A 21,752-nucleotide genomic window follows, 5' to 3' on the forward strand; every position below is an offset into this window, starting at 1 on the left:
TGAATCGTCATGACGAGACCCACGCCCGAGACCCTCGCCCACCGCGCGCACTCGGCCGCGGCGGCCGCGCCGACCCCGGTCACCCTCGCCAACGCCGTGACCCCGCCGCCGGCCCCGCCGGTGCCGGTCTCCGGCGCGGGTTGCCTGGTCCGGTCCCTGGAGGCACTCGGCGTCGACGTGGTGTTCGGCATCCCCGGCGGGGCGATCCTGCCGGCCTACGACCCGCTGTACGACTCGACGGTGCGGCACATCCTGGTCCGCCACGAGCAGGGCGCCGGGCACGCCGCGACCGGCTACGCCCAGGCCACCGGTCGGGTCGGGGTGTGCATGGCGACCTCCGGTCCGGGTGCCACCAACCTGGTCACCCCGATCGCCGACGCGTACATGGACTCGGTGCCGATCGTGGCCATCACCGGCCAGGTGGCCCGCCCGTCGATCGGCACCGACGCCTTTCAGGAAGCCGACATCCAGGGCATCACCCTGCCGATCACCAAGCACAACTACCTGGTGCAGTCGGGCGAGGAGATCCCCCGGGTGCTCGCCGAGGCGTTCCACCTGGCGGCCACCGGCCGGCCCGGCCCGGTGCTGGTCGACATCCCCAAGGACGTGCTGCAGGCGCAGACCACCTTCGCCTGGCCGCCGACGCTGGACCTGCCCGGCTACCGGCCGACCCTGCACCCGCACGGCAAGCAGATCCGCGAGGCGGCCCGGCTGATGGCCGGTGCCCGCCGCCCGGTGCTCTACGTCGGCGGCGGCGTGCTCAAGGCGCAGGCCACCGAGGGGCTGCGCCGGCTCGCCGAACTGACCGGCATCCCGGTGGTCACCACGCTGATGGCCCGGGGCGCGTTCCCCGACTCGCACCCGCAGCATCTGGGCATGCCCGGCATGCACGGCACCGTCGCGGCGGTGTACGCGCTGCAGAAGGCGGACCTGATCGTGGCTCTCGGCGCCCGGTTCGACGACCGGGTGACCGGCAAGCTGGATTCCTTCGCCCCGGGCGCGGCGGTGGTGCACGCCGACATCGACCCGGCCGAGATCGGCAAGAACCGTACCGCCGACGTGCCGATCGTCGGCGACGCGCGGCACGTCATCGACGAGCTGATCGAGGCGTACCCGGCGGCGGAGCGGGCCGCCCCCCCCGCCGGCCGCCCGGCGGTGCGCCCCGCCGGCCCGGCCGGCGACCGCAGCGACTGGTGGGCGCAGCTGGACGACCTGCGGCAACGCTACCCGCTGGGCTACGACGAGCCGGACGACGGCACGCTGTCCCCGCAGTACGTGATCGAGCGGCTCGGCAAGCTGGCCGGACCGGACGCCATCTACGTCGCCGGCGTCGGCCAGCACCAGATGTGGGCCTCCCAGTTCATCTCCTACGAGAAGCCGAACACCTGGCTCAACTCCGGCGGCCTGGGCACCATGGGGTACGCGGTCCCGGCCGCGATGGGCGCCAAGGTCGGCCAGCCGGAGACGGTGGTCTGGGCGGTCGACGGCGACGGCTGCTTCCAGATGACCAACCAGGAGCTGGCCACCTGCGCCCTGGAGGGCATCCCGGTCAAGGTGGCGCTGATCAACAACGGCAACCTGGGCATGGTCCGGCAGTGGCAGACACTGTTCTACGGCGAGCGCTACTCCAACACCGACCTGGGCACCCACAAGCACCGCATCCCGGATTTCGTCAAACTGGCCGAGGCGCTCGGCTGTGTCGGGCTGCGCTGCGAAAACGCCGCGGACGTGGACAAGACCATTGCCGCCGCAATGGAGATCAACGACGTCCCGGTCGTGATCGACTTCGTGGTCGGCAAGGACGCCATGGTCTGGCCGATGGTCGCCGCCGGCACCAGCAACGATGAGATCATGTTCGCCCGGGACGTCCGGCCCACCTTCGACGAGGACGACCTGTGACGAGGACGACCTGTCACGACCCGGCCAATCCGATGATGACGAGGAAGAAATGACCAAGCACACGCTCTCCGTGCTGGTGGAGAACAAGCCCGGGGTGCTGGCCCGGGTGTCCGGCCTGTTCTCCCGGCGCGGGTTCAACATCGACTCACTGGCGGTCGGCGAAACGGAGAACCCCGAGGTCTCCCGGGTCACCATCGTCGTCGACGCCGACTCGTCGCCGCTGGAGCAGGTGACCAAGCAGCTGAACAAGCTGGTCAACGTACTGAAGATCGTGGAACTCGATCCGGCGGTGTCGGTCGCCCGCCAGTTGCTGCTGGTCAAGGTCCGCGCGGACCGGGCGATGCGCTCGCAGGTGCTGGAGACGGTGAACCTGTTCCGCGCCCGGGTGGTGGACGTCGCACCGGACACCCTCACCGTCGAGGCCACCGGCACGACCGACAAGCTGGACGCGTTGCTGCGCGATCTCGAACCGTTCGGCATCAAGGAGATGGTGCAGTCCGGTCTGGTCGCGATCGGGCGCGGCTCCCGGTCGATCACCACCGGGCCGGCGCTGCGCGCCGCCTGACCGCCGGCCGGCAGCATCGGCTGCCGGCCCTGATGACCTGCGGCAGGCAGCTGCCGCCCGAGGAAAAGCCGGCCACCGTGGCCGGGCACACGAGAGGGAAGTCATGACCGCTGAGGTGTTCTACGACGACGACGCCGACCTGACCGTCATCCAGGGGCGGAAGGTCGCCGTGCTGGGGTACGGCAGCCAGGGCCACGCCCATGCGCTGTCGCTGCGCGACTCGGGTGTCGACGTCGTGATCGGCCTGCCGGAGGGCTCCAAGAGCCGGGCCAAGGCACAGGAGCAGGGGCTGCGGGTCCTCGGTCCAGCCGAGGCTTCGGCCTGGGCCGACGTGATCATGGTGCTGGCCCCGGACACCGCGCAGCGGTCGCTCTACGCCGAGGCGATCGCACCGAACCTGACCGCCGGCAAGGCGCTCTTCTTCGGCCACGGGCTGAACATCCGGTACGGGTTCATCACCCCGCCGGCCGATGTGGACGTGGCGATGGTGGCGCCGAAGGGCCCCGGGCACCTGGTCCGTCGGCAGTACGTCGACGGCAAGGGCGTGCCATGCCTGGTCGCGGTCGAGCAGGACGCCAGCGGTGCTGCCTTCGGTCTCGCCCTGGCGTACGCCAAGGCGATCGGCGGCACCCGGGCCGGCGTGATCAAGACCACCTTCAAGGAGGAGACCGAGACCGACCTGTTCGGTGAGCAGGCGGTGCTCTGCGGCGGCGCGTCGGCGCTGGTGCAGACCGGGTTCGAAGTGCTGACCGAGGCCGGCTACGCGCCGGAGATCGCCTACTTCGAGTGCCTGCACGAGCTCAAGCTGATCGTGGATCTGATGTACGAGGGCGGCGTCGCCCGGATGCGCTACAGCGTGTCGGACACCGCCGAGTACGGCGACTACTCCCGTGGCCCACGGGTGGTCGACGCCAGGGTCAAGGAGGAGATGCGCAAGATCCTCGCCGAGGTGCAGTCCGGGGAGTTCGCCCGGGAGTGGATCGCCGAGGACGACGCGGGCCGGCCGAACTTCGCCAAGTGGCGGGCCGAGGGCGCGGCGCACCCGATCGAGGAGACCGGGCGGAAGCTGCGCGGCATGATGAGCTGGGTCGACCGACCGATCACCGAGACCGCCTGACGCCGGACAGAGCCCATCACCGACAGTGATCGGTGATGGGCTCTGCGCCTATCTCGGGCGGAGTTTCGTTACCGGAAGATTGCGGCTTGGGGTCGGTTTCGGGTAGTCGGTTTCCGACGCCGATAATTGACCTACGGTTACAGGTAGTTAATGGCCGCCTCGGGTAATGTGCCCCGCATGCGTCTGGAGCAATCGCACCGTACGGAGCGCTTCGGGGCCGTTCGCATCCATGAGCTTCAGCGTGTCATCGAGCTGGACTCGGGGGATGTCGCCGGTGACCGCAGCCGTGGGCTGGTCTCTCAGGAGGACATCCGGGCCGTCGAGCGGGACATGGTGGTGGTCATACCCTGCATGAATGAAACACGCAGGGTGATCGAAGGAGTGCTCTCTGGTATTCCGCACGACTGTCTGATCGTGCTCGTCTCGAACAGCGGCCGGCAGCCGGTGGACCGTTATGAGATCGAGGCCCATACCGTTGAGCAGTTCTGCCGGTCGGCGGACCGGCCGGCGGTCACCGTGCACCAACGAGATCCAGGGCTGGCCGCGGCGATGAAAGCCGCCGGCATGCCGGAGCTGATCGACGAGAGCGGGCTGATCCGCACCGGCAAGGGCGAGGCGATGCTGATCGGCATGGCGGTCGCCGCGCTCACCGGGCGCCGGTACGTCGGCTACGTGGACGCCGACAACTACGTCCCCGGCGCGGTCCACGAATACTGCAAGGTGTACGCCGCTGGCCTGCACCTGGCCGACAGCCCGTATTCGATGGTCCGGATTTCCTGGCACTCCAAGCCCAAGCTGCGCGACGGTCGACTGTTCTTCAGCCGCCGGGGCCGCAGTTCGGAGATCACCAACGGATTCCTCAACCGGCTGATCGCCGAGTACTCCGGCTTCGGCACCGAGGTGATCGCCACCGGCAACGCCGGCGAGCACGCACTCAGCCTCGACCTCGGCCTGCGGCTGCGGCTGGCCGGCGGTTTCGCCGTCGAGCCGTACGAGTACGTCGACCTGTTCGAACGCTTCGGCGGCATCCTGGACACCGACAGCCCCGAGGTGATGGCGCATTCGGTGCCGGTGCTGCAGGTGGAGACCCGCAACCCGCACTTCCACGACAACAAGGGTGAGGAGCACGTCCAGGGCATGCGGATGCAGGCGCTCAACGTGCTGTACCACTCCCCGGTGTGCCTGCCGGCGGTCCGCGAGGCGATTCTCGAGTTCATGACCGACCAGGGGGCGTTGTCGCCGGGTGCCGAGCCGCCCCGCGAGCGGGTCTATCCGCCGGTCGGTTCGCTCGCCTTCGACCTGCTCTACGACACCCTGGAGGCGGAGGCCGGCACGTTCCGGCAGATCGGTGACGGCGGCATCGTCCGCAGCCGGATCCCCCGCCATCCGGTCAGTCCGGCGGCAGCCGGCTGACGGTCCGGCGGCAGCCGGCTGACGGTCCGGCGGCGGTCGGAGTGCGGCGGCGGTTGGCCGGGGGCGGGTGTTAGGTCTGATTTGTGAGGGCCCTCACCCCCGGCCCTGAGCCGCGCCGTCCACGGCTGCGCCTACGATCGCGGGTAGGCCGCCTCCGTGCCGGCGCGACACCCGGGCGGGGGAGCGTAGGGCGCAGAGCGGCGCCCCACCGCCGCCGATACCCGTCCCGGACGACTTTGAGGACCAATGAATCCTGTCGTACTGATCGCTGAAGAGCTCGCGCCCGCCGCAATCGACGTACTCGCTCATGACTTCGATGTCCGCCACGTCGACGGCACGGACCGTCCCGCCCTGCTGGCCGCGCTCGCCGACGCCCACGCGGTGATCGTGCGCAGCGCCACCCAGATCGACGCCGAGGCGTTGGCCGCCGCGCCCCAGCTGAAGGTGGTCGCCCGCGCCGGCGTCGGCCTGGACAACGTCGAGGTGCCGGCCGCCACCGCCCGAGGCGTCATGGTGGTGAACGCACCCACCTCCAACATCGTCTCCGCTGCTGAGCAGGCGATCGCCCTGCTGCTCGCGGTGGCCCGCAACACCGCAAGCGCCAGCGCCGCGCTCAAGGCCGGCGAGTGGAAACGGTCGAAGTACACCGGCGTCGAGCTGCAGGGCAAGACCGTCGGCGTGGTCGGGCTCGGCCGCATCGGCGTGCTGTTCGCGCAGCGGATCGCCGCGTTCGGCACCCGGCTGATCGCGTACGACCCGTACATCCAGCCGGCCCGCGCGGCGCAGCTCGGGGTTCGCCTGGTCGGGCTGGAGGAGCTGCTCCGGGAGAGCGACTTCATCTCGATCCACCTGCCGAAGACCCCGGAGACGCTCGGCCTGATCGGCGAGAAGGAGCTGGCGATCGTCAAGCCCGGGGTCCGGATCGTCAACGCCGCCCGGGGCGGCCTCGTCGACGAGCAGGCGCTGGCCGATGCGTTGGCCGAGGGCCGGGTCGGTGGTGCCGGCGTCGACGTGTACGCGAAGGAGCCGTGCACCTCGTCGCCGCTGTTCGCCTTCGACAACGTCGTCGCCACCCCGCACCTGGGGGCCTCGACCGCCGAGGCGCAGGACAAGGCGGGTCTGGCCGTGGCCCGCAGCGTCAAGCTCGCGCTGCAGGGCGAGTTCGTTCCCGACGCGGTGAACGTGCAGGCCGGCGGGGTGGTCGCCGAGGATGTCCGGCCGCTGCTGCCGCTGGCCGAGAAGCTCGGCAAGGTGTTCACCGCGGTGGCCGGGGTGGTCGCGGCCAGCGTCACCGTCGAGGTCCGCGGCGAGGTCGTCGGCAACGAGGTGTCGGTGCTCAAGCTGGCCGCCACCAAGGGGCTGTTCAGCTCGGTGGTCGAGGAGCAGGTCACCTACGTCAACGCGCCGCACCTGGCCGCCGACCGGGGCGTCGAGGTGGAGCTGGTCACCCACCCGGACACCGTCGACCAGCCCAACCTGGTCACCGTCCGGGGGGTGCTGCCCGACGGCGGTACGGCAAGTGTCTCCGGCACCGTGGTGCAGTCCGCCGGGCGGGACGTGGTCCGGCTGACCGAGGTCGACGGCTTCGACCTCGAGCTGTCCGCCGAGGGCATCCTGCTCTTCTTCCGGTACGCCGACCGGCCGGGCGTGGTCGGGACGATCGGCTCGATCCTCGGCGAGTCCAGTGTCAACATCGCCGCCATGCAGGTGGCTCGGCGGTCCGCCGGTGGCGAGGCGCTGATGACCCTCACCGTCGACTCCGCCGTCGGCGCGGAGTCGCTGCACAATGCCGCCAGCTCGATCGGGGCGACCGCGGCCAGCGCGGTGGACCTTCGCGAGGAGTGACCCGCCGGACGTGTCGTCCGACTTCGGCGGTTCGGGGACCCTCGTCCCCGAACCGCCGCCCGCTCAGCGGGTCGACGCGCTGGCCGGCGGCGGGTAGACCGAGCCGTCCTGCGGGTCGAGCAGCAGCAGATCGTGTTCCTGAGCCAGCCGTTCGATGGTGAGCAGCACCTCGTCGGCGCAGGTCTGACGCAGGTTCATCTCGACGTGGTCGGTTGCGGTATGTAATGGGACCTTTGCCCAGGGGCAGTCTTCTGTGGTGGAAGCGGCACCTTGATCCGGGTAACTGGCGGTCAGCGCGGCGTGGAAGGACGTGATCCGGCGGTCGGTCGCACCGTCGGCGTGCTCACCCTGCCGGCACAGTTCGTGTGCGGCGTGTACGTCCGCCGAGGTGGACTGATCGTCCAACGCCCATACGACTAGATCGAATGTCACGCCGCACAGCGTGCCATCCATCAGGGGGATCATTCCACCCAGTGCCGTGGCCGACAAGCAATGTCAGAGGAATTGGAACCTTGCGCCCGGTTGTGCGGAATCGATAGCGTGGCGGTGCGGTTGCTCAGGAGTTGCTCCGGCGCCGGTCGCGTCTTCGGGTGACGTTCCGGCCGGGCCGTGGTCTCCCGGGTGACTGCACCCCCGGTGCGCGAGCTGAGCGCACGTGTCGCCGGCCCGCTCCCGTGGTCATTTGCCGAGATCACGGGGGTGGGCCGCGCCAGGGGGCGATCTTCTTTCGCCGACCAGGTCCAGTACGTGGTATCCGTCCACTGTAGGAAACCAGTCGCGGCCGGCGGGTCCGGCGGCGAACAGCGCGGTCGCGTAGCCGTCGGCCACCGCGAGGTCCGCGCCGATCACCATGGCGGCGCTGTCCCGCTCCACTACGGCCCCGGTGTGCGGGTCGACGACCTTTCGGCTGCCGGCGGTCAGTCCGCTGGTCCCGATCGCTCCGTCCACCATGGTCACGGTGGTCGGCTGGCTGCCCGGCGTGGCGCCGGCCGGGCCGTCGCCGGTGTCTGCGGACAGCGGCTGCTGCAGGGCGATCCGCCACGGTCCGCCGTGCGGGGCGCGTCCGCGTACCACCAGATCACCGCCGCTGACCACGGCGTATTCGGTGATTCCGGCGGCGCGCAACCGACCAGCGGCCCGCTCGATGGCCCAGCCCTTGATCATGCCGGCCGGGTCGAACCCACCGGGCACCGCCCACGGGTCGAACCAGCCCTCGGTGGCCACCCGCATCGCCTCGCACCGGTGCACGATATCGGCCAGCGGCGGATAGACCTCGGCCGCGACCTCACCCCGGCGCAGCAGCGAAACCAGACTGTTCGGCCGCAGCGGACTGTACGTCACGTCGATCGCCCGCAGCTCCGCGACCGCGTCGCCGATCGCCTCGCTCAGCCCACGCCGGCCGATCCGTTCGCTGCCCACCAGAACGAGCTGGTACTCGGTGGTGGACGTGGCGACGGTGTGCCGGGCGACCAGCTGGCCGGCCGGGCGGTTGCCGTCCGTCGCCGTGGCGGTGCCGGACGACCCGGTCGGGGCGCCGGCTCCCGGCGTCGGACCGATCCGCAGATCGGGCGGTTCCGGCTGGGCGGCGCGGTACGCCAGCATCGTCGATTCTCCTTCGCCGGTGCCCGGATCCGGTCTTCACCTACAGTAGCCGTCCGAGGTAAGTATGGTGTTAAGCCCGGCTGTGTGCCCCCCCTGGGCGGCGCGGGACTCCTCGACCAGCGGGTAACGTCCGTATCCTGGGACCGACGTACCGATTTCCGGGACGATCGCTTAACGTGCGCTAGGCGGTCGACGGAGCAGACGAGGGAGTTGACGTGGCGATGGCGCGGATCGCGGTCGTGGCCGGCGACGGCATCGGATCCGAGGTGACCGCGCAGGCCCGGAAGGTCATCGACGCGGTGCTGCCCGGCGTCGAGGCGACCGAGTACGACCTCGGCGCCGCCCGCTACCACCGCACCGGCGAGGTGCTGCCCGACTCGGTACTGGACGAACTCGCCGGTCACGACGCCATCCTGCTCGGCGCGGTCGGCGACCCCAGCGTCCCGCCCGGAGTACTGGAGCGCGGCCTGCTGCTCAAGCTGCGGTTCGCCTTCGACCAGTACGTCAACCTGCGTCCGTCCCGGCTCTGGCCCGGCACCGCCAGCCCACTCGGGGGCGTCAAGCCGGGCGAGATCGACTTCGTCGTGGTTCGCGAGGGCACCGAGGGCCTCTACACCGGGGCCGGCGGCACGATGCACCGCGACACCCCCGCCGAGGTCGCCACCGAGGAGAGCCTCAACACCCGGCACGGGGTGGAGCGGGTGATCCGGGACGCCTTCACCCGCGCCGCGCGCCGGGAGCGGCGCAAGGTCACCCTGGTGCACAAGACCAACGTGCTGACCCACGCCGGGTCGCTGTGGTCGCGGACCTTCGCCGCCGTCAAGGCCGACTTCCCGGACATCGAGACCGAGTACCAGCACGTCGACGCCGCGGCCATGTTCATGGTCACCCAGCCCCAGCGCTACGACGTGGTGGTCACCGACAACCTGTTCGGTGACATCCTGACCGACATCGCCGCTGCCGTGACCGGCGGCATCGGACTGGCGGCCAGCGGCTGCATCAACCCGGAACGCCGCTACCCGTCGATGTTCGAGCCGGTGCACGGCTCCGCGCCGGACATCGCTGGCAAGGGCGTCGCCGACCCGGTGGCCGCCGTGCTGTCCGCGTCGCTACTGCTCGACCACCTCGGTCACCCTGAATCGGCCGAGCGAGTAGCCAGGGCGGTCGCGGCCGAGTTGGCCTCCCGCGCTCCGGGAGCCACGCTGCGTACCGCCGAGATCGGCGATCGGCTGGCCGCTCACGCGGTGGGCTGAGCCCAACCGCTCGACCCGCGTACCGCCGGTCGAGCCTCGCCGTTGCCACACCGCGCACCGGCCGTGCGGACCGGTGTCCGCCCACGTCACGCGCGTCGGCGGCCGGATCCGCGCCGTCCTCCGTCGAGCCCGACCGGTACGGCCTCCGTCGATTCACGCGCCGATGCGCGGATCGATCCGGGTGCCCCGTGCCGGTCGGCGCGCCGACGTACCTCGGCCGTCGACGCCACCGCCGACGGCCAATCACCAGGTGGCGGACCTACCGGCCGTCGTGCCGGTTCCCGCTGAACGAACGTTCGGGGTAAGTTGCATGACACACAGCTTCGTCGCTTTCTCGCCATGGAGGTCAGCCCGATGATCGGCGGTGACAAACTCGAATTCGAGATCCGTCCGAATCCACACCCGGTAGCCGACGCGGAACGCGCCGCGCTGCTGGCCAATCCCGGGTTCGGTCAGATCTTCACCGACCACATGGTCACCGTCCGGTACGCCGAGGGCAAGGGCTGGTACGACGCCCGGGTGGAGCCACGGGCGCCGATCCCGATGGATCCGGCGACCGCGGTGCTGCACTACGCCCAGGAAATCTTCGAAGGACTGAAGGCCTACCACGCTGCGGACGGGGGAGTGACCCTGTTCCGCCCGGACGCCAACGCGGCGCGGTTCATCGCCTCCGGTGCCCGGATGGCGATGCCGGCCCTGCCGGAGCAGGTCTTCCTCGACTCGCTGCGGCACCTGATCACGATTGATCGACAGTGGATTCCCGCCGGTGACGACGGCAGCCTCTACCTGCGACCGTTCATGTTCGCCAGTGAGGTCTTCCTCGGTGTCCGGCCGGCCCGCGAGTACCTCTACGCGGTGATCGCCTCACCGGTCGGTTCCTACTTCTCCGGCGGCGTCAAACCGGTGACGGTCTGGGCGTCCTCGGTCTACACCCGGGCCGCCCCGGGCGGTACCGGGGCCGCGAAGTGCGGGGGCAACTACGCCGCCTCGCTGGTGGCCCAGGCAGAGGCGATCGAGCACGGCTGCGACCAGGTGGTCTTCCTCGACGCGGTGCAACGGCAGTACGTCGACGAACTCGGCGGCATGAACGTCTTCTTCGTCTACGACGACGGTTCGCTGGTCACCCCGCCGCTGACCGGCGCGATCCTGCCGGGCATCACCCGCGAGTCGGTGATCACCCTGGCCCGCCGGGCCGGTCACCAGGTCGTGGAACAGCCGGTCAGCCTGGCCCAGTGGCAGGCCGACGCGGCCAGCGGCAGATTGCGTGAGGCGTTCGCCTGCGGCACCGCCGCGGTGATCACGCCGATCGGCCGGGTCCGCTCGGCCGACGGCGAGTTCACCGTGGCCGACGGCGGGCCGGGGGAGGTCACCATGGCGCTGCGGCAGAGCCTGGTCGACCTGCAGCGGGGCCGGGGCGCCGACCCGGACGGCTGGGTGCACCGGGTGTTCTGAGCAGCGCCGTGACGTGGTGACCGGGCCCCGGCCCGGTCACCACGTCATCCGGTCACTGGGTCAACAGGTGGTCGCGCAACGCCGTGATCCGGTCTGCGGGCAGCCCGGCTGCGCGCAGGTACCCCTCAACCGAGCCGTGCCGCTGCCGCAGCTCGGTGAGGAACGTCTGCATCGCCTCGGCCGGGCAGGAGAAGAACGGCACCGGCACCAGATGGTCGTTGCCGGCCTGGGTACGCAGCCAGGCGAGCAGCCGTTCGCTGCCGGCGTTGCTCAACGCGTAGTCCTCGGCGATCACCGAATCCCGGACCCCGAGCAGGGACAGCGTCATCGCGCAGACCAGCCCGGTGCGGTCCTTGCCGGCCATGCAGTGCACCACCGCCGGTGCGGTCCGTGCCTCGGCCAGCAGCGAGATCGCCGCGACGAAGCCATCCGCGGCCTGCTCGGTCAGATCGTGGTAGCGGTCGGCCAGGTAGCGGGCGGCACCCTGATCCGGCTGGTAGGGGATCTCGCCCCAGTCCTGGTGCCGTAGGTGGATGTTGTGGTATTCGAAGCCGTCCGCTGGCGGGATCCGTCCGTACGTCTCGACCTCGTGCGGCCGGCGCAGGTCGATCACGGTCCGTACGCCGAGCGCGTCGAACGCCGCCGCGTCGTCGGCGTCGAGCCGGTGCGGCGAGTCGGCCCGGTAGATCCGCTGCCAGCGGACCGTACGGCCGTCGAGCCCCGGGTAGCCCCCGATGTCGCGGAAGTTGAACATGGTCGCGAAGGCCAACGAGCGGGTGGCGGCGGCAGTCATGGATCCTACGGTAGCCAGCCCGACCGACACCGGTAAACGGTGCGGGTAGCCGGTGCCACCCGCACCGGCCACCCGCACCGGGTGGGTCGTCACCGGGTCAGATGATCCGGCCCGGCGCCATCGGCGGGACCGGGGTGCCGGTGGCACCGCCGTAGTAGGCGCTCAGCTTGTCGCGGTACGCCGGATCTGTCGAGCTGGTCCCGTCGTACTCGGGGGCGTCCTTGATCTGGCTCTTGTCGCGGTCGACGTAGACCTTCTGCTCGTCGTGGTCGACGTGGTTGACCACCCCGGCCGGCAGCATCACCTTCCGGCCGAAGATCCACGGCCCGGTGTCGACCACCAGATGGCTGCCGTCCACCTCTTCGGTGGCGGAGTCGATCTTGCCGATGCCGCCGTCGGTCGCCTCGACGTGGTAGCCGGCCAGGTTGGCGCCGTCGACCCCCGCGTCGTCGCGGTAGCGCCACGGGTCGAACGTGCCGGCCGGGGTGCCGCCCACGACGTCACCCTGACCACCGGCCGGCCCCGTCAGTGCGGTGTGTTGCGGATCGAGCCTGTCCATCGGAGGTCACTCCCTCGCTCGGCGGAACTGACTGCGTCGTCGTCCCAGGAATACCCATGGCGCTCGATCGGTACACCTGACCTCGGACGGTCCCACTGTCCCGCGATGTGGATTCGACTACCGGTCCGGGCGCGGTCGGTGGCAAAGTACCCTGCGTGACTCGCCTCGTACTCATTATTGGCAGTTAGCGCGCCCGGCAACCGTCCGCCGAGCGCGCAGACCTCCCGCATCCGCGGGGGGTCTTTTTGTTGGCCGTACGAGGTCGGCCGGACGAGCGGGTGGGGACGGCCCGGCGCGAGCAGCGGGTGGTACGGGACGTCCGTCGAAAGGATCGAGATGACTTTCCAGGTCTATGACACGACTCTGCGCGACGGTGCGCAGCGTGAGGGCATCAGCTACTCGGTGGTCGACAAACTCGCCGTCGCGCGGCTGCTGGACGACTTCGGCGTCGGCTTCATCGAGGGCGGCTGGCCCGGCGCGATGCCGAAGGACACCGAGTTCTTCCGCAGAGCCCGCACCGAACTCGATCTGCGGCACGCCGTACTCGTCGCGTTCGGTGCCACCCGCAAGGCCGGCGTCAAGGTCGCCGACGATCCGCAGGTACGGGCCCTGCTCGACGCCGAGACACCAGCGGTCTGCCTGGTCGCCAAGTCCGACATCCGGCACGTCGAACGGGCGCTGCGCACCACCGGCGCGGAGAACCTGGCGATGGTCACCGACACGGTCGCGCACTTCGTCGCCGAGGGCCGGCGGGTCTTCCTCGACTGCGAACACTTCTTCGACGGCTTCCGGCACGACCCGGCGTACACCGCCTCGGTGGTCAGCGCGGCGGCCGCCGCCGGCGCCGAGGTCGTGGTGATGTGCGACACCAATGGCGGGATGCTGCCGTCACAGATCGGCGCGGCGATCGCCGATCTGGTCGACCGGACCGGGCTGAGCGCCGACCGGCTCGGCATCCACTGCCAGAACGACACCTCCTGCGCGGTGGCCAACACCATCGCCGCCGTCGAGGCGGGCGTCCGGCACTTCCAGGGCACCGCCAACGGGTACGGCGAACGCCCCGGCAACGCCGACCTGTTCGCCGTCGTCGCCAACCTGCAACTCAAGCTCGGGCTGCCGGTCCTACCGGACGGCTGCCTGGAACAGATGGTGCGCGTCTCGCACGCCATCGCCGAGATCGCCAACATCGCCCCCGACACCCACCAGGCCTACGTCGGGGCCGCCGCCTTCGCCCACAAGGCGGGGCTGCACGCGAGTGCGATCAAAGTGGATCCGTTGCTGTACAACCACGTCGACCCGTCGGTTGTCGGCAACGACATGCGGATCCTGGTGACCGAGATGGCCGGCCGGGCCAGCATCGAGTTGAAGAGTCGTGAACTCGGTGTCGACCTGGCCGGCCATCCGGACGCGCTGTCCCGGGTCACCAAGCGGGTCAAGGAGCTGGAGGCCGGCGGCTGGTCCTTCGAAGCCGCCGACGCCTCGTTCGAGCTGCTGGTCCGCTCCGAGTTGGCGGCCGACACCGGTGCCGTCACCACCCGGCCGTTCGCCCTGGAGTCCTACCGGGTGCTGGTGGAGCACCGCGAGGACGGCGCGGTGGTCTCCGAGGCCACCGTCAAGGTCCGGGTACGCGGCGAGCGGGTGATCGCCACCGCCGAGGGCAACGGCCCGGTCAACGCCCTCGACGAGGCGTTGCGGGTGGCGCTGCGCAGCCACTACCCGGACCTGGCCGACTTCCGGTTGGCCGACTACAAGGTGCGGATCCTGGAAGGCAGCCAGGGCACCGGGGCGATCACCCGGGTGCTGGTGGAGACGGTCGACGGCAACGCCCGGGACTGGACCACCGTCGGGGTGCACGAGAACGTGGTCGAGGCCAGCTGGCACGCCCTGGTCGACGCGCTCACCTACGGACTGGCCCGCAGCCGGACCACCACTGGCGTCTGACCTGCCGGCCCGGGGCCACCGGTGACCTGCCCTGGCCCCGGGCGGGCGGTCCAGGTCAAGCGGCCGGCAGCACCAGCCCGGCGACGACCATCCGGTGGTCGCTGCCGGGCACCCGGTGCACGGTCACCGACCGCACCCCGATCCGGTCGTCCACCAGCACCCGGTCCAGCGTCACCGGCGGGATCGGGCTACCGCTGTACGGCCCCCAGGTGCCGACCAGCCCGTCGCCGGTCGCGTCGGCGGCGTCGACGTAGCCTGCCGCGATCAGCCGGCGCAGCGCCGCGTGGTCCAGGGTGGCGTTGAAGTCGCCGGCCAGGATTCGCGGCGGGCCCTGCGGGTCGGGGCGGGGCTGTCCGGCCAGGTCGGCCCGCCACGACGACAGGGTGTGCAGCGCGAACGGCGCCATCGGGTGCGCCGACTCGACCCGTACCGGCCCGCTGCCCGGCGGGCGGACCGTGCCGTACGACTGGGCGAAGCCGCCCACGTTGCGCCGCACCCCGTCGTCGGTGACCGGCCAGCGCGCGTAGACCGCCGACCCGGTGGTCCCCACCTCCGGATCGGCCCGGCGGTACGGCAACAGGTCGCCGACGCCGAGCCGGTCCAGCTCGGCCTCGGCCGCCGGAGTGAACTCCTGCATCGCCAGCACGTCCACCCGCTCCCGGCGCAGCAACTCCATCAGCACCGTCAGGTCCGCCGCCCCGGCCAGCAGGTTGGCCGTGGCGACCCGGACCGTGACCCCGTCGGCGGCGGTCGCGGTCCGGCCGCCGTCCGGCACCGCCCGGGGCAGCACCGCGACGGCCAACGACACCACCGCCAGCAGCGCGGCACCGCTGGCCCACCACCGCCGGGACCAGACCACCACCGCCAGCGGGACAACCGTCCAGGCCGCCACGTACGGGGTGAACGCGAGCAGCTGCACCAGCGGGCCGGACTCCCAGCCGGCCAGCCGCAGCACCGCCCAGAGCAGCCCCGGCAGCACCACCGGCCACACCAGCCAACCGGCCGGGCGGCGCCTGGTGCTGGCCGGGGGTTGCGGGGTGGAACTGGTCTGTGGCGCGGTCACGCCGGAACGGTATCCGGTGTGACCGGCGTCGGACCTGCCACCCCGGTTCGGTGTCGGTCCTACCACCCCGGCCGGTCAATCACCCGGTCGGCGACGGATCCCGGCGTTAGAACGGCCCGATCCGGGGCACCCCTGCGCCGGCGCCGCAGTGGCCCCGCACCGTCGGGGCCGACCGGCGATTGGCGACCAGCGTCAAGGACGGTGCGATGACGACGACCGAGCCACAAGTCAGTACGGAACAGCCAGCCGACGCCGCTCCGGCCGCGGCCGCACTGGAGCAGACGCTGTTCGAGGTCAAACGGGTGATCGTCGGGCAGGACCGGCTGGTCGAGCGGCTACTCACCGCGTTGCTCGCCAACGGACACTGCCTGCTGGAGGGCGTACCGGGGATCGCCAAGACCCTCGCGGCGCAGACCCTCGCGGTCGCCGTCGGCGGCAGCTTCTCCCGGATCCAGTTCACCCCCGACCTGGTGCCCTCCGACATCGTCGGCACCCGGATCTACCGGGCGTCGACCGAGTCGTTCGACGTCGAACTCGGGCCGGTGATGGCCAATCTGGTGCTCGCCGACGAGATCAACCGGGCGCCGGCCAAGGTGCAGTCGGCGCTGCTCGAGGCGATGGCCGAGCGGCAGGTCTCGATCGGCGGCCGCAGCTACCCGGTGCCGGACCCGTTCCTGGTACTGGCCACCCAGAACCCGATCGAGTCCGAAGGCGTCTACCAGCTTCCGGAGGCGCAACGGGACCGGTTCCTGATGAAGGTCGTGGTCGACTACCCGACCGACGAGGAGGAGCTCGGCATCCTCTACCGGATGGGGGTGGACCGCCCGCAGCCCCGCCAGGTGCTGGACGCGGCCACCCTGTGCGCGATGCAGCAGCAGGCCCGGGAGGTGTTCGTCCACCACGCGCTCGCCGAGTACATCGTCCGGCTGGTGCTGGCCACCCGCCGCCCGCAACTGTTCGGGCTGCCGGAGCTGACCGGGCTGCTGGCGTACGGTGCCAGCCCGCGCGCCACCCTCGGTCTGGTCGCCGCCGCCCGGGGCCTGGCACTGCTGCGCGGCCGCGACTACGTGCTGCCCGAGGACGTCCGGGAACTCGCCACCGACGTGCTCGCCCACCGGCTGGTGCTCTCCTTCGACGCGGTCGCGGACGGCGTCGACGCCGGGTCGATCGTCCGCCGGCTGATCCAGGTGGTCCCGCCGCCGCGGATCGCGCCGGCCCACGACCAGCGACCCGGACTGGCGGCCGTCGCGTGACTGGCGACTGCCCGCCCGGCCCGGCCACCCTGCCGGAGCTGACCCCACCGGACCCGCTGCGCCGGCTGGAGCTGACCGTGACCCGGCGGCTGGACGGCCTGCTGCACGGGCAGCACCTGGGTCTGCTGCCCGGCGCCGGCAGCGAACCCGCCGGCAGCCGGGAGTACCGGCCCGGCGAGGACGAGGTACGCCGGATGGACTGGGCGGTCACCGCCCGGACCACCGTGCCGCACGTCCGCGAGGTCGACGCCGACCGGGAGCTGACCTGCTGGCTGCTGGTCGACGGGACGGCCAGCATGGACTTCGGCACCGGTGAGCTGGAGAAGCGGGAACTGGCGGTGGCGGCGGTCGCCGCGGTCGGCTTCCTGACCGCCGGCACCGGCAACGCGGTCGGGGCGCAGCTGATCGGGGCGGGCGGCATCCGCCGGTTCCCGGCCCGCACCGGCCGGGACCATCTGCTGCACCTGCTCCGTGCGCTGCTCGCGGCGCCCCGCGTACCGGCCGACCGGTCCGGCCGGGACGCGCCGCCGCCGCTGGCCGACGGGATCGACGGGCTCCGGCGGGCGGCCACCCGGCGCGGGCTGGCGGTGGTGGTCTCCGACTTCCTCGACGGACTGCCGGACGACCCGGCCGACCGGCCGGACTGGGAACGGCCGCTGCGCCGGCTCGCCGCCGGGCACCAGGTGCTGGCGATCGAGGTCACCGACCCCCGGGAACTCGACCTGCCCGACGTCGGGGTGATCACCGTCGAGGACCCGGAGACCGGCCGTCGGCGGGAGATCAGCACCGCCAGCCGGGACCTGCGGCGACGGTACGCCGAGGCCGCCGCCGAGCAGCGTGGCCAGGTGGCCGGGGCGATCCGCCGGTCCGGCGCGGCCCATCTGGCGCTGCGTACCGACCGGGACTGGGTGGCCGACATAGTCCGGCACGTGCACCGCCAACGGCAACTGGCCGGCTGCCCGCCGGCCCGCCCCGCCCCGGTACCGGCAGGAGGAGACCGATGACGTGGCAGTCCCCGGAGCGGCTGTGGCTGCTCGCCGCGGTTGCCGCGCTGGCCGGCGGCTATCTGCTGATGCAGCGGCGCGGTGCCCGGTACGCGGTTCGGTTCACCAACCTGCGGCTGCTGGACCGGGTGGCGCCGCAGCGTCCGGCCTGGCGTCGGCACCTGCCGGCCGGCCTGTTCCTGGCGATGCTGGCGTTGCTGGTGGCCGGGTTCGCCCGGCCGATGGACGAGGTCCGGGTGCCCCGGGAACGAGCCACGGTGATGGTCGCGGTGGACGTGTCCACCTCGATGCTGGCCAACGACGTACGGCCGGATCGGCTCGGCGCGGCGAAACGGTCGGCGCACGAGTTCGTCGGCGATCTGCCGGCGCAGTTCAACGTCGGCCTGGTGGCGTTCGCCGGCAACGCCTCGGTGCTGGTCGGGCCGGGTACCGACCGGGAGGCGCTGGGAGCCGGCATCGACCGGCTCGCCGAAGGGATCACCGGGGCCCAGGGCACCGCCATCGGCGAGGCGATCAAGACGTCGCTGGAGGCGATCCGGTCGCTGGACGCGCAGGCCGCCGAGGAGATCCCACCGGCGCGGATCGTGCTGCTGTCCGACGGGGCGAACACGTCCGGGCGGTCGCCGGAATCGGCGGCGGCCGAGGCGGTGGAGGCCGGGATCCCGATCGACACCATCTCGGTCGGGACCGCCGCCGGCTACATCGACTACGGCGGCGGCCGGCCGCTGCGGGTGCCGGTGGACGGCGAGAACCTCGAAGCGGTGGCCGAGTTGACCGGCGGTGCCTACCACGAGGCGGCCAGCAGCAGCCAGTTGAGTGCCGTGTACGCCGACATCGGCACCTCGGTCGGCTACCGGCTGGAGCTGGCCGACGTGTCGGCCCGGTTCATCGGATTCGGTCTGCTGCTCGCCGTGGCTGCCGCCGGGACCTCGCTGTTGTGGTTCTCCCGGCTGCCCTGACCCGCGTCACCCCCCCCCGCGAGACCCGACCTGGACCTGAGGAGGAGCCGATGACTGTGCCCACCGGGCTGGGCGAGCCGCGTGGCCCGTGGTTCGTCTCGCCGGACGCGGACCGCTGGCCGGGGCTGGACGGCTCCGCCGTACCGCCGGCACCGACCCCGCCGCGACGGTGGCGCCGCCGGCTGCTGACCGTCGCCGCGGTGCTCACCCTGTCGGCGGCGTCCGGCGGGCTGGCCGGCGCGGTGGTCGCCGGCCGGGGCGGCGACGCGGGACAGCCGGCGGCGCTGCCGTCGCCGTCGGCCACCCCCGGGGTGTCGCCGGACCTGGTGGCGGCGGCGGCCAAGGTGCTGCCCGGTGTGGTGTCGGTCCAGGTCGAGCGGGGCAGCATGATATCCGGCGGGTCCGGCTTCGCGATCGACGACCAGCATCACATCATCACCAACGACCACATCCTGGACGGCGACAGCGAACCGGGGACTCCGCTCAACGGCCACCAGGTCAGCGTCGTCGCCCAGGACGGTAGGCGGCTCGTCGCCGAGGTGGTCGGCCGGGACCCGGGCAGCGACATCGCGGTGCTGCGGGTGCCGTCGTCCGCCGGTCTTCGTCCGCTGGCCCTGGCCCAGCCCGGCGCCACCCAGGTCGGAGAGTCGGTCCTGGCGGTCGGCTCCCCGCTCGGCCTATCCGGCACGGTCACCGCCGGGATTGTCAGCGCCCTGGACCGTGAGGTGATGCTCGGCAACGGCGGGCGGCAGACCGCGGTGCAGACCGACGCGTCGATCAATCCCGGCAACTCGGGCGGGCCGCTGGTCAACGTCGACGGCGAGGTGATCGGGGTGAACACCGCCATCGCCACGTTGGAGGGTGTCGGGTCGATCGGCATCGGCTTCGCCATCCCGATCCACCGGGCCGAGCAGACGGCCGACGAGATCATCCGGCGGGGCGGCTGACCACCGCCCAGGTGGTCGGCGCCGAGGGCGGCGGTACTGTCGGATGATGGCGGCAGGCGAGATGCGGGTCACCGACTCGGTGGTGATCCCGGCGGGCGAGTTGACCGAGCGGTTCTCCCGTTCGTCCGGACCCGGCGGCCAGGGTGTCAACACGGCGGACTCGCGGGTCGAGCTGTCGTTCGACGTCGCCGGCTCGACCGCGCTGCCGTCGTGGCTGCGCCAGCGGGCGGTGCAGCGGCTGGCCAGTCGGTTGGTCGGCGGGGTGTTGACGGTCACCGCCAGCGAGCACCGCAACCAGTTGGCGAACCGGGCCGCGGCCCGGGACCGGTTGTCCGCGCTGCTGCGGGAGGCGATCGCGCCGCCGGCGCCGCCGCGGCGGCCGACCCGGCCGTCCCGGGCGGCGAAGGAACGGCGGATCAGCGACAAGAAACGCCGGGCGCAGACGAAGCGTCTGCGCCGCGGCGATCCTGACTGACCCGGTACGCGGCCTGGTCAGCTATTCGGCCCGGTCAGCACCAGCAGGCGTTGGCCCAGCTGTCGGTGGACCAGAAGTGCGATCCCCAGTCGCCCGGCGTCCACGATCCGGTGGACCAGAAGTGGCTCGACCAGGCGGGGTCCACCCAGGACCCAGAGCCGTCCCAGGACGGCGAGGTCCAGGCCGCGCCGCCCCAGGTGCGACTGGCCCAGGAGGTGCCGGTCCAGCCGTCCGCGGCCATCCGGTGGCCCAGCCAGACGCCGCCGGACCAGGCGGTCCGGGCCGCGGACTGGCTGGCCCAGGCCGGGCTGCTGAACGGGCCGAAGATGCTCTGCTCGCCCTGCAGCGTCACGTTGTTGCGGGCCACCCGGCTGGTGCCCCGGGACGCGTCGATCGGGCCGTGTCCGTCGGACCTTGTCCACTGCTGCGGCTGCCACACCGGGGTGTAGGTCAGCGCCGTCTGCAGGTTGATGCTGCGCAGACCGAGGTTCGCGCCCCCGCCGGTGGGCAGGAAGGTGCCGCTCTCCACCAGCACCTGCTTGACCTCGTCCGGGGTCAGCCACGGCTTGGCTTGGAGCAGCAGCGCGGCGACGGCCGAGGTGACCGCGACCGCCTGCGAGGTGCCGGTGCCCCGGAACAGGGTGCTGCCGACCCGGGCACCGGGGTAGTGGTTGTCGACGTTGGAGCCCGGGTTACGCAGCGACAGCACCGATTCGCCGGGAGCCAGCAGATCCAGTTGCCGGCCGGCGGTGGCGAGGTTGGTGAACGGCGCGAGTTCGTCGTCGGCGGTGGTCAGCGTGCCCTTGGTCAGACTGGCGCCGACCGTGACGACGTACGGGTTGGTCGCTGGATTGTCCAGCCGGCCGAACCCGTTGCCGTCGTTGCCGGCGGCCGCCACGACCACGATCCCGGCGTGCCACGCCTGTTCGACGGCGAAGTGCAGCGGATCGGTCCAGAAGGCTGGGTTGCCGGCGGAGCCGTACGCCAGGTTCAGTACCCGGATCGGATGGGTGGGGTCGTGGTCGCGGTTGGTGACGACCCAGTCGACCGCCGCGATGACCTGTGAGACGTCGACCGCGCCGTTGGCCGTACCGACCTTGACCGAGGTCAGTTTCGCCTTCGGTGCCAGCCCGCGTGCGCCGCTGGTCGGATCGTCGCCGATCAGTACACCGGCGAGGTGGGTGCCGTGTCCGTAGGTGTCGAGCCAGCGCAGATTTGTCGCCTGCGACTCGAAGGACAGGTCCGGGCCGTTGACCAGCCGGTTCGCCGGCAGGCCGGGGACCGGTACCACCCCGGTGTCGATCATCGCGATGCCGATCCCGGTGCCGTCCAGTGCCGCCGTCGCCGGGGTGTCCGCGCCGACGATGCTCCGGACGTCGGCCAGTGAGGTGCCCTGGCCGATGCCGGGGGAGCCGTTCCACAGGCTGGCGAAGTCCCCGGCCGGTGCGGTGCCCGGCCGCGTCGCGGGCACGTCGTCCGGCCGCGTCGCCGACCCGCCGGCCACGGCGGCGGCGAGCACCACGACCGTCGACAGTGCAGCGATTTGTTTTCGGTATCCGCGCCGTTGGTGTACAGCGCTCATCGTCGGCACCGGTGCGATCCTCCTGGCGAA

The 21,752-nt window shown here is 71.7% G+C and carries 19 protein-coding genes; 13 read left to right on the forward strand and 6 right to left on the reverse strand.

The window, feature by feature from the left end:
* The first annotated feature begins 9 nt into the window (after nucleotides 1–9).
* The 5 genes from O7610_RS00550 to serA all read left to right on the forward strand — a co-directional run bounded on the left by O7610_RS00550 (nucleotide 10) and on the right by serA (nucleotide 6,839).
* Nucleotides 10–1,899 (forward strand): acetolactate synthase large subunit, encoded by a 1,890-nt coding sequence (locus O7610_RS00550; protein WP_281553811.1) that lies wholly within the window; start codon nucleotides 10–12, stop codon nucleotides 1,897–1,899.
* Nucleotides 1,900–1,948: 49 nt separating this feature from the next.
* Nucleotides 1,949–2,464 (forward strand): acetolactate synthase small subunit, encoded by a 516-nt coding sequence (gene ilvN / locus O7610_RS00555; protein WP_281553812.1) that lies wholly within the window; start codon nucleotides 1,949–1,951, stop codon nucleotides 2,462–2,464.
* Between the two features lie 37 nt (nucleotides 2,465–2,501).
* Nucleotides 2,502–3,581, forward strand: a complete 1,080-nt coding sequence (ilvC, locus tag O7610_RS00560) for a ketol-acid reductoisomerase (RefSeq protein WP_502959098.1) — start codon at nucleotides 2,502–2,504, stop codon at nucleotides 3,579–3,581.
* Between the two features lie 177 nt (nucleotides 3,582–3,758).
* Nucleotides 3,759–4,994 carry a mannosyl-3-phosphoglycerate synthase gene (gene mpgS, locus O7610_RS00565; protein WP_281553814.1) on the forward strand — a complete coding sequence of 412 codons (1,236 nt, stop codon included), beginning with the start codon at nucleotides 3,759–3,761 and terminating at the stop codon, nucleotides 4,992–4,994.
* Nucleotides 4,995–5,240: 246 nt separating this feature from the next.
* Entirely contained in the window at nucleotides 5,241–6,839 is a 1,599-nt protein-coding gene (serA, locus tag O7610_RS00570; RefSeq protein WP_281553815.1) for a phosphoglycerate dehydrogenase, read from the forward strand.
* Between the two features lie 63 nt (nucleotides 6,840–6,902).
* Here the strand turns inward: serA and O7610_RS00575 are convergent, their stop codons facing one another.
* A complete protein-coding gene (locus O7610_RS00575) occupies nucleotides 6,903–7,271 on the reverse strand; it encodes a hypothetical protein (protein WP_278167706.1) in 369 nt (122 codons plus the stop codon).
* Between the two features lie 246 nt (nucleotides 7,272–7,517).
* Nucleotides 7,518–8,441: an FAD:protein FMN transferase gene (locus O7610_RS00580; RefSeq protein WP_281553816.1), complete on the reverse strand. Its 924-nt coding sequence runs from the start codon at nucleotides 8,439–8,441 to the stop codon at nucleotides 7,518–7,520.
* Between the two features lie 221 nt (nucleotides 8,442–8,662).
* Between O7610_RS00580 and O7610_RS00585 the strand changes: the two genes are divergently transcribed.
* Together O7610_RS00585 and O7610_RS00590 are read left to right on the forward strand one after the other, a co-directional pair.
* Nucleotides 8,663–9,694 carry a 3-isopropylmalate dehydrogenase gene (locus tag O7610_RS00585; RefSeq protein WP_289213542.1) on the forward strand — a complete coding sequence of 344 codons (1,032 nt, stop codon included), beginning with the start codon at nucleotides 8,663–8,665 and terminating at the stop codon, nucleotides 9,692–9,694.
* Between the two features lie 354 nt (nucleotides 9,695–10,048).
* Nucleotides 10,049–11,146 (forward strand): branched-chain amino acid aminotransferase, encoded by a 1,098-nt coding sequence (locus O7610_RS00590; RefSeq protein WP_281555490.1) that lies wholly within the window; start codon nucleotides 10,049–10,051, stop codon nucleotides 11,144–11,146.
* 52 nt (nucleotides 11,147–11,198) lie between these two features.
* Here O7610_RS00590 and O7610_RS00595 read toward each other — a convergent pair whose 3' ends face one another.
* Nucleotides 11,199–12,017, reverse strand: coding sequence for a tyrosine-protein phosphatase (locus tag O7610_RS00595; RefSeq protein ID WP_475053733.1), 819 nt, complete (start codon nucleotides 12,015–12,017; stop codon nucleotides 11,199–11,201).
* 19 nt (nucleotides 12,018–12,036) lie between these two features.
* Complete coding sequence (locus O7610_RS00600; RefSeq protein ID WP_281553818.1) at nucleotides 12,037–12,498, reverse strand: PRC-barrel domain containing protein; 462 nt, start codon at nucleotides 12,496–12,498, stop codon at nucleotides 12,037–12,039.
* A 336-nt stretch (nucleotides 12,499–12,834) separates the two neighbouring features.
* Between O7610_RS00600 and cimA the strand changes: the two genes are divergently transcribed.
* A complete protein-coding gene (gene cimA / locus O7610_RS00605; RefSeq protein ID WP_281553819.1) occupies nucleotides 12,835–14,439 on the forward strand; it encodes a citramalate synthase in 1,605 nt (534 codons plus the stop codon).
* Nucleotides 14,440–14,494: 55 nt separating this feature from the next.
* On the opposite strand, the gene O7610_RS00610 is transcribed toward cimA, so the two are convergent.
* A complete protein-coding gene (locus tag O7610_RS00610; protein ID WP_289212444.1) occupies nucleotides 14,495–15,502 on the reverse strand; it encodes an endonuclease/exonuclease/phosphatase family protein in 1,008 nt (335 codons plus the stop codon).
* 206 nt (nucleotides 15,503–15,708) lie between these two features.
* Here O7610_RS00610 and O7610_RS00615 point away from each other — a divergent pair, with 206 nt between their 5' ends.
* Genes O7610_RS00615 through arfB form a run of 5 tightly spaced genes read left to right on the forward strand, consistent with a single transcriptional unit; the run spans nucleotide 15,709 to nucleotide 20,140 of the window.
* The gene (locus O7610_RS00615) at nucleotides 15,709–16,755 is read left to right on the forward strand and encodes an AAA family ATPase (protein ID WP_348650097.1); all 1,047 of its coding nucleotides are present in this window, start codon (nucleotides 15,709–15,711) and stop codon (nucleotides 16,753–16,755) included.
* Nucleotides 16,752–17,759 carry a DUF58 domain-containing protein gene (locus O7610_RS00620; protein ID WP_281553821.1) on the forward strand — a complete coding sequence of 336 codons (1,008 nt, stop codon included), beginning with the start codon at nucleotides 16,752–16,754 and terminating at the stop codon, nucleotides 17,757–17,759. Before O7610_RS00615 ends, O7610_RS00620 begins: the two co-directional genes overlap by 4 nt.
* Nucleotides 17,756–18,718: a VWA domain-containing protein gene (locus tag O7610_RS00625; RefSeq protein WP_281553822.1), complete on the forward strand. Its 963-nt coding sequence runs from the start codon at nucleotides 17,756–17,758 to the stop codon at nucleotides 18,716–18,718. The genes O7610_RS00620 and O7610_RS00625 overlap by 4 nt, the downstream gene beginning before the upstream one ends.
* A gap of 50 nt (nucleotides 18,719–18,768) precedes the next feature.
* The gene (locus O7610_RS00630) at nucleotides 18,769–19,665 is read left to right on the forward strand and encodes a S1C family serine protease (RefSeq protein ID WP_289212445.1); all 897 of its coding nucleotides are present in this window, start codon (nucleotides 18,769–18,771) and stop codon (nucleotides 19,663–19,665) included.
* Between the two features lie 46 nt (nucleotides 19,666–19,711).
* Complete coding sequence (gene arfB / locus O7610_RS00635; RefSeq protein ID WP_281555491.1) at nucleotides 19,712–20,140, forward strand: alternative ribosome rescue aminoacyl-tRNA hydrolase ArfB; 429 nt, start codon at nucleotides 19,712–19,714, stop codon at nucleotides 20,138–20,140.
* A 34-nt stretch (nucleotides 20,141–20,174) separates the two neighbouring features.
* On the opposite strand, the gene O7610_RS00640 is transcribed toward arfB, so the two are convergent.
* On the reverse strand, nucleotides 20,175–21,722 hold the full coding sequence (locus O7610_RS00640) for a S8 family serine peptidase (protein WP_281553824.1): 1,548 nt from the start codon (nucleotides 21,720–21,722) through the stop codon (nucleotides 20,175–20,177).
* Nucleotides 21,723–21,752: the final 30 nt, after the last annotated feature.

Source organism: Solwaraspora sp. WMMA2065, assembly GCF_030345075.1.
Lineage (GTDB): Bacteria > Actinomycetota > Actinomycetes > Mycobacteriales > Micromonosporaceae > Micromonospora_E.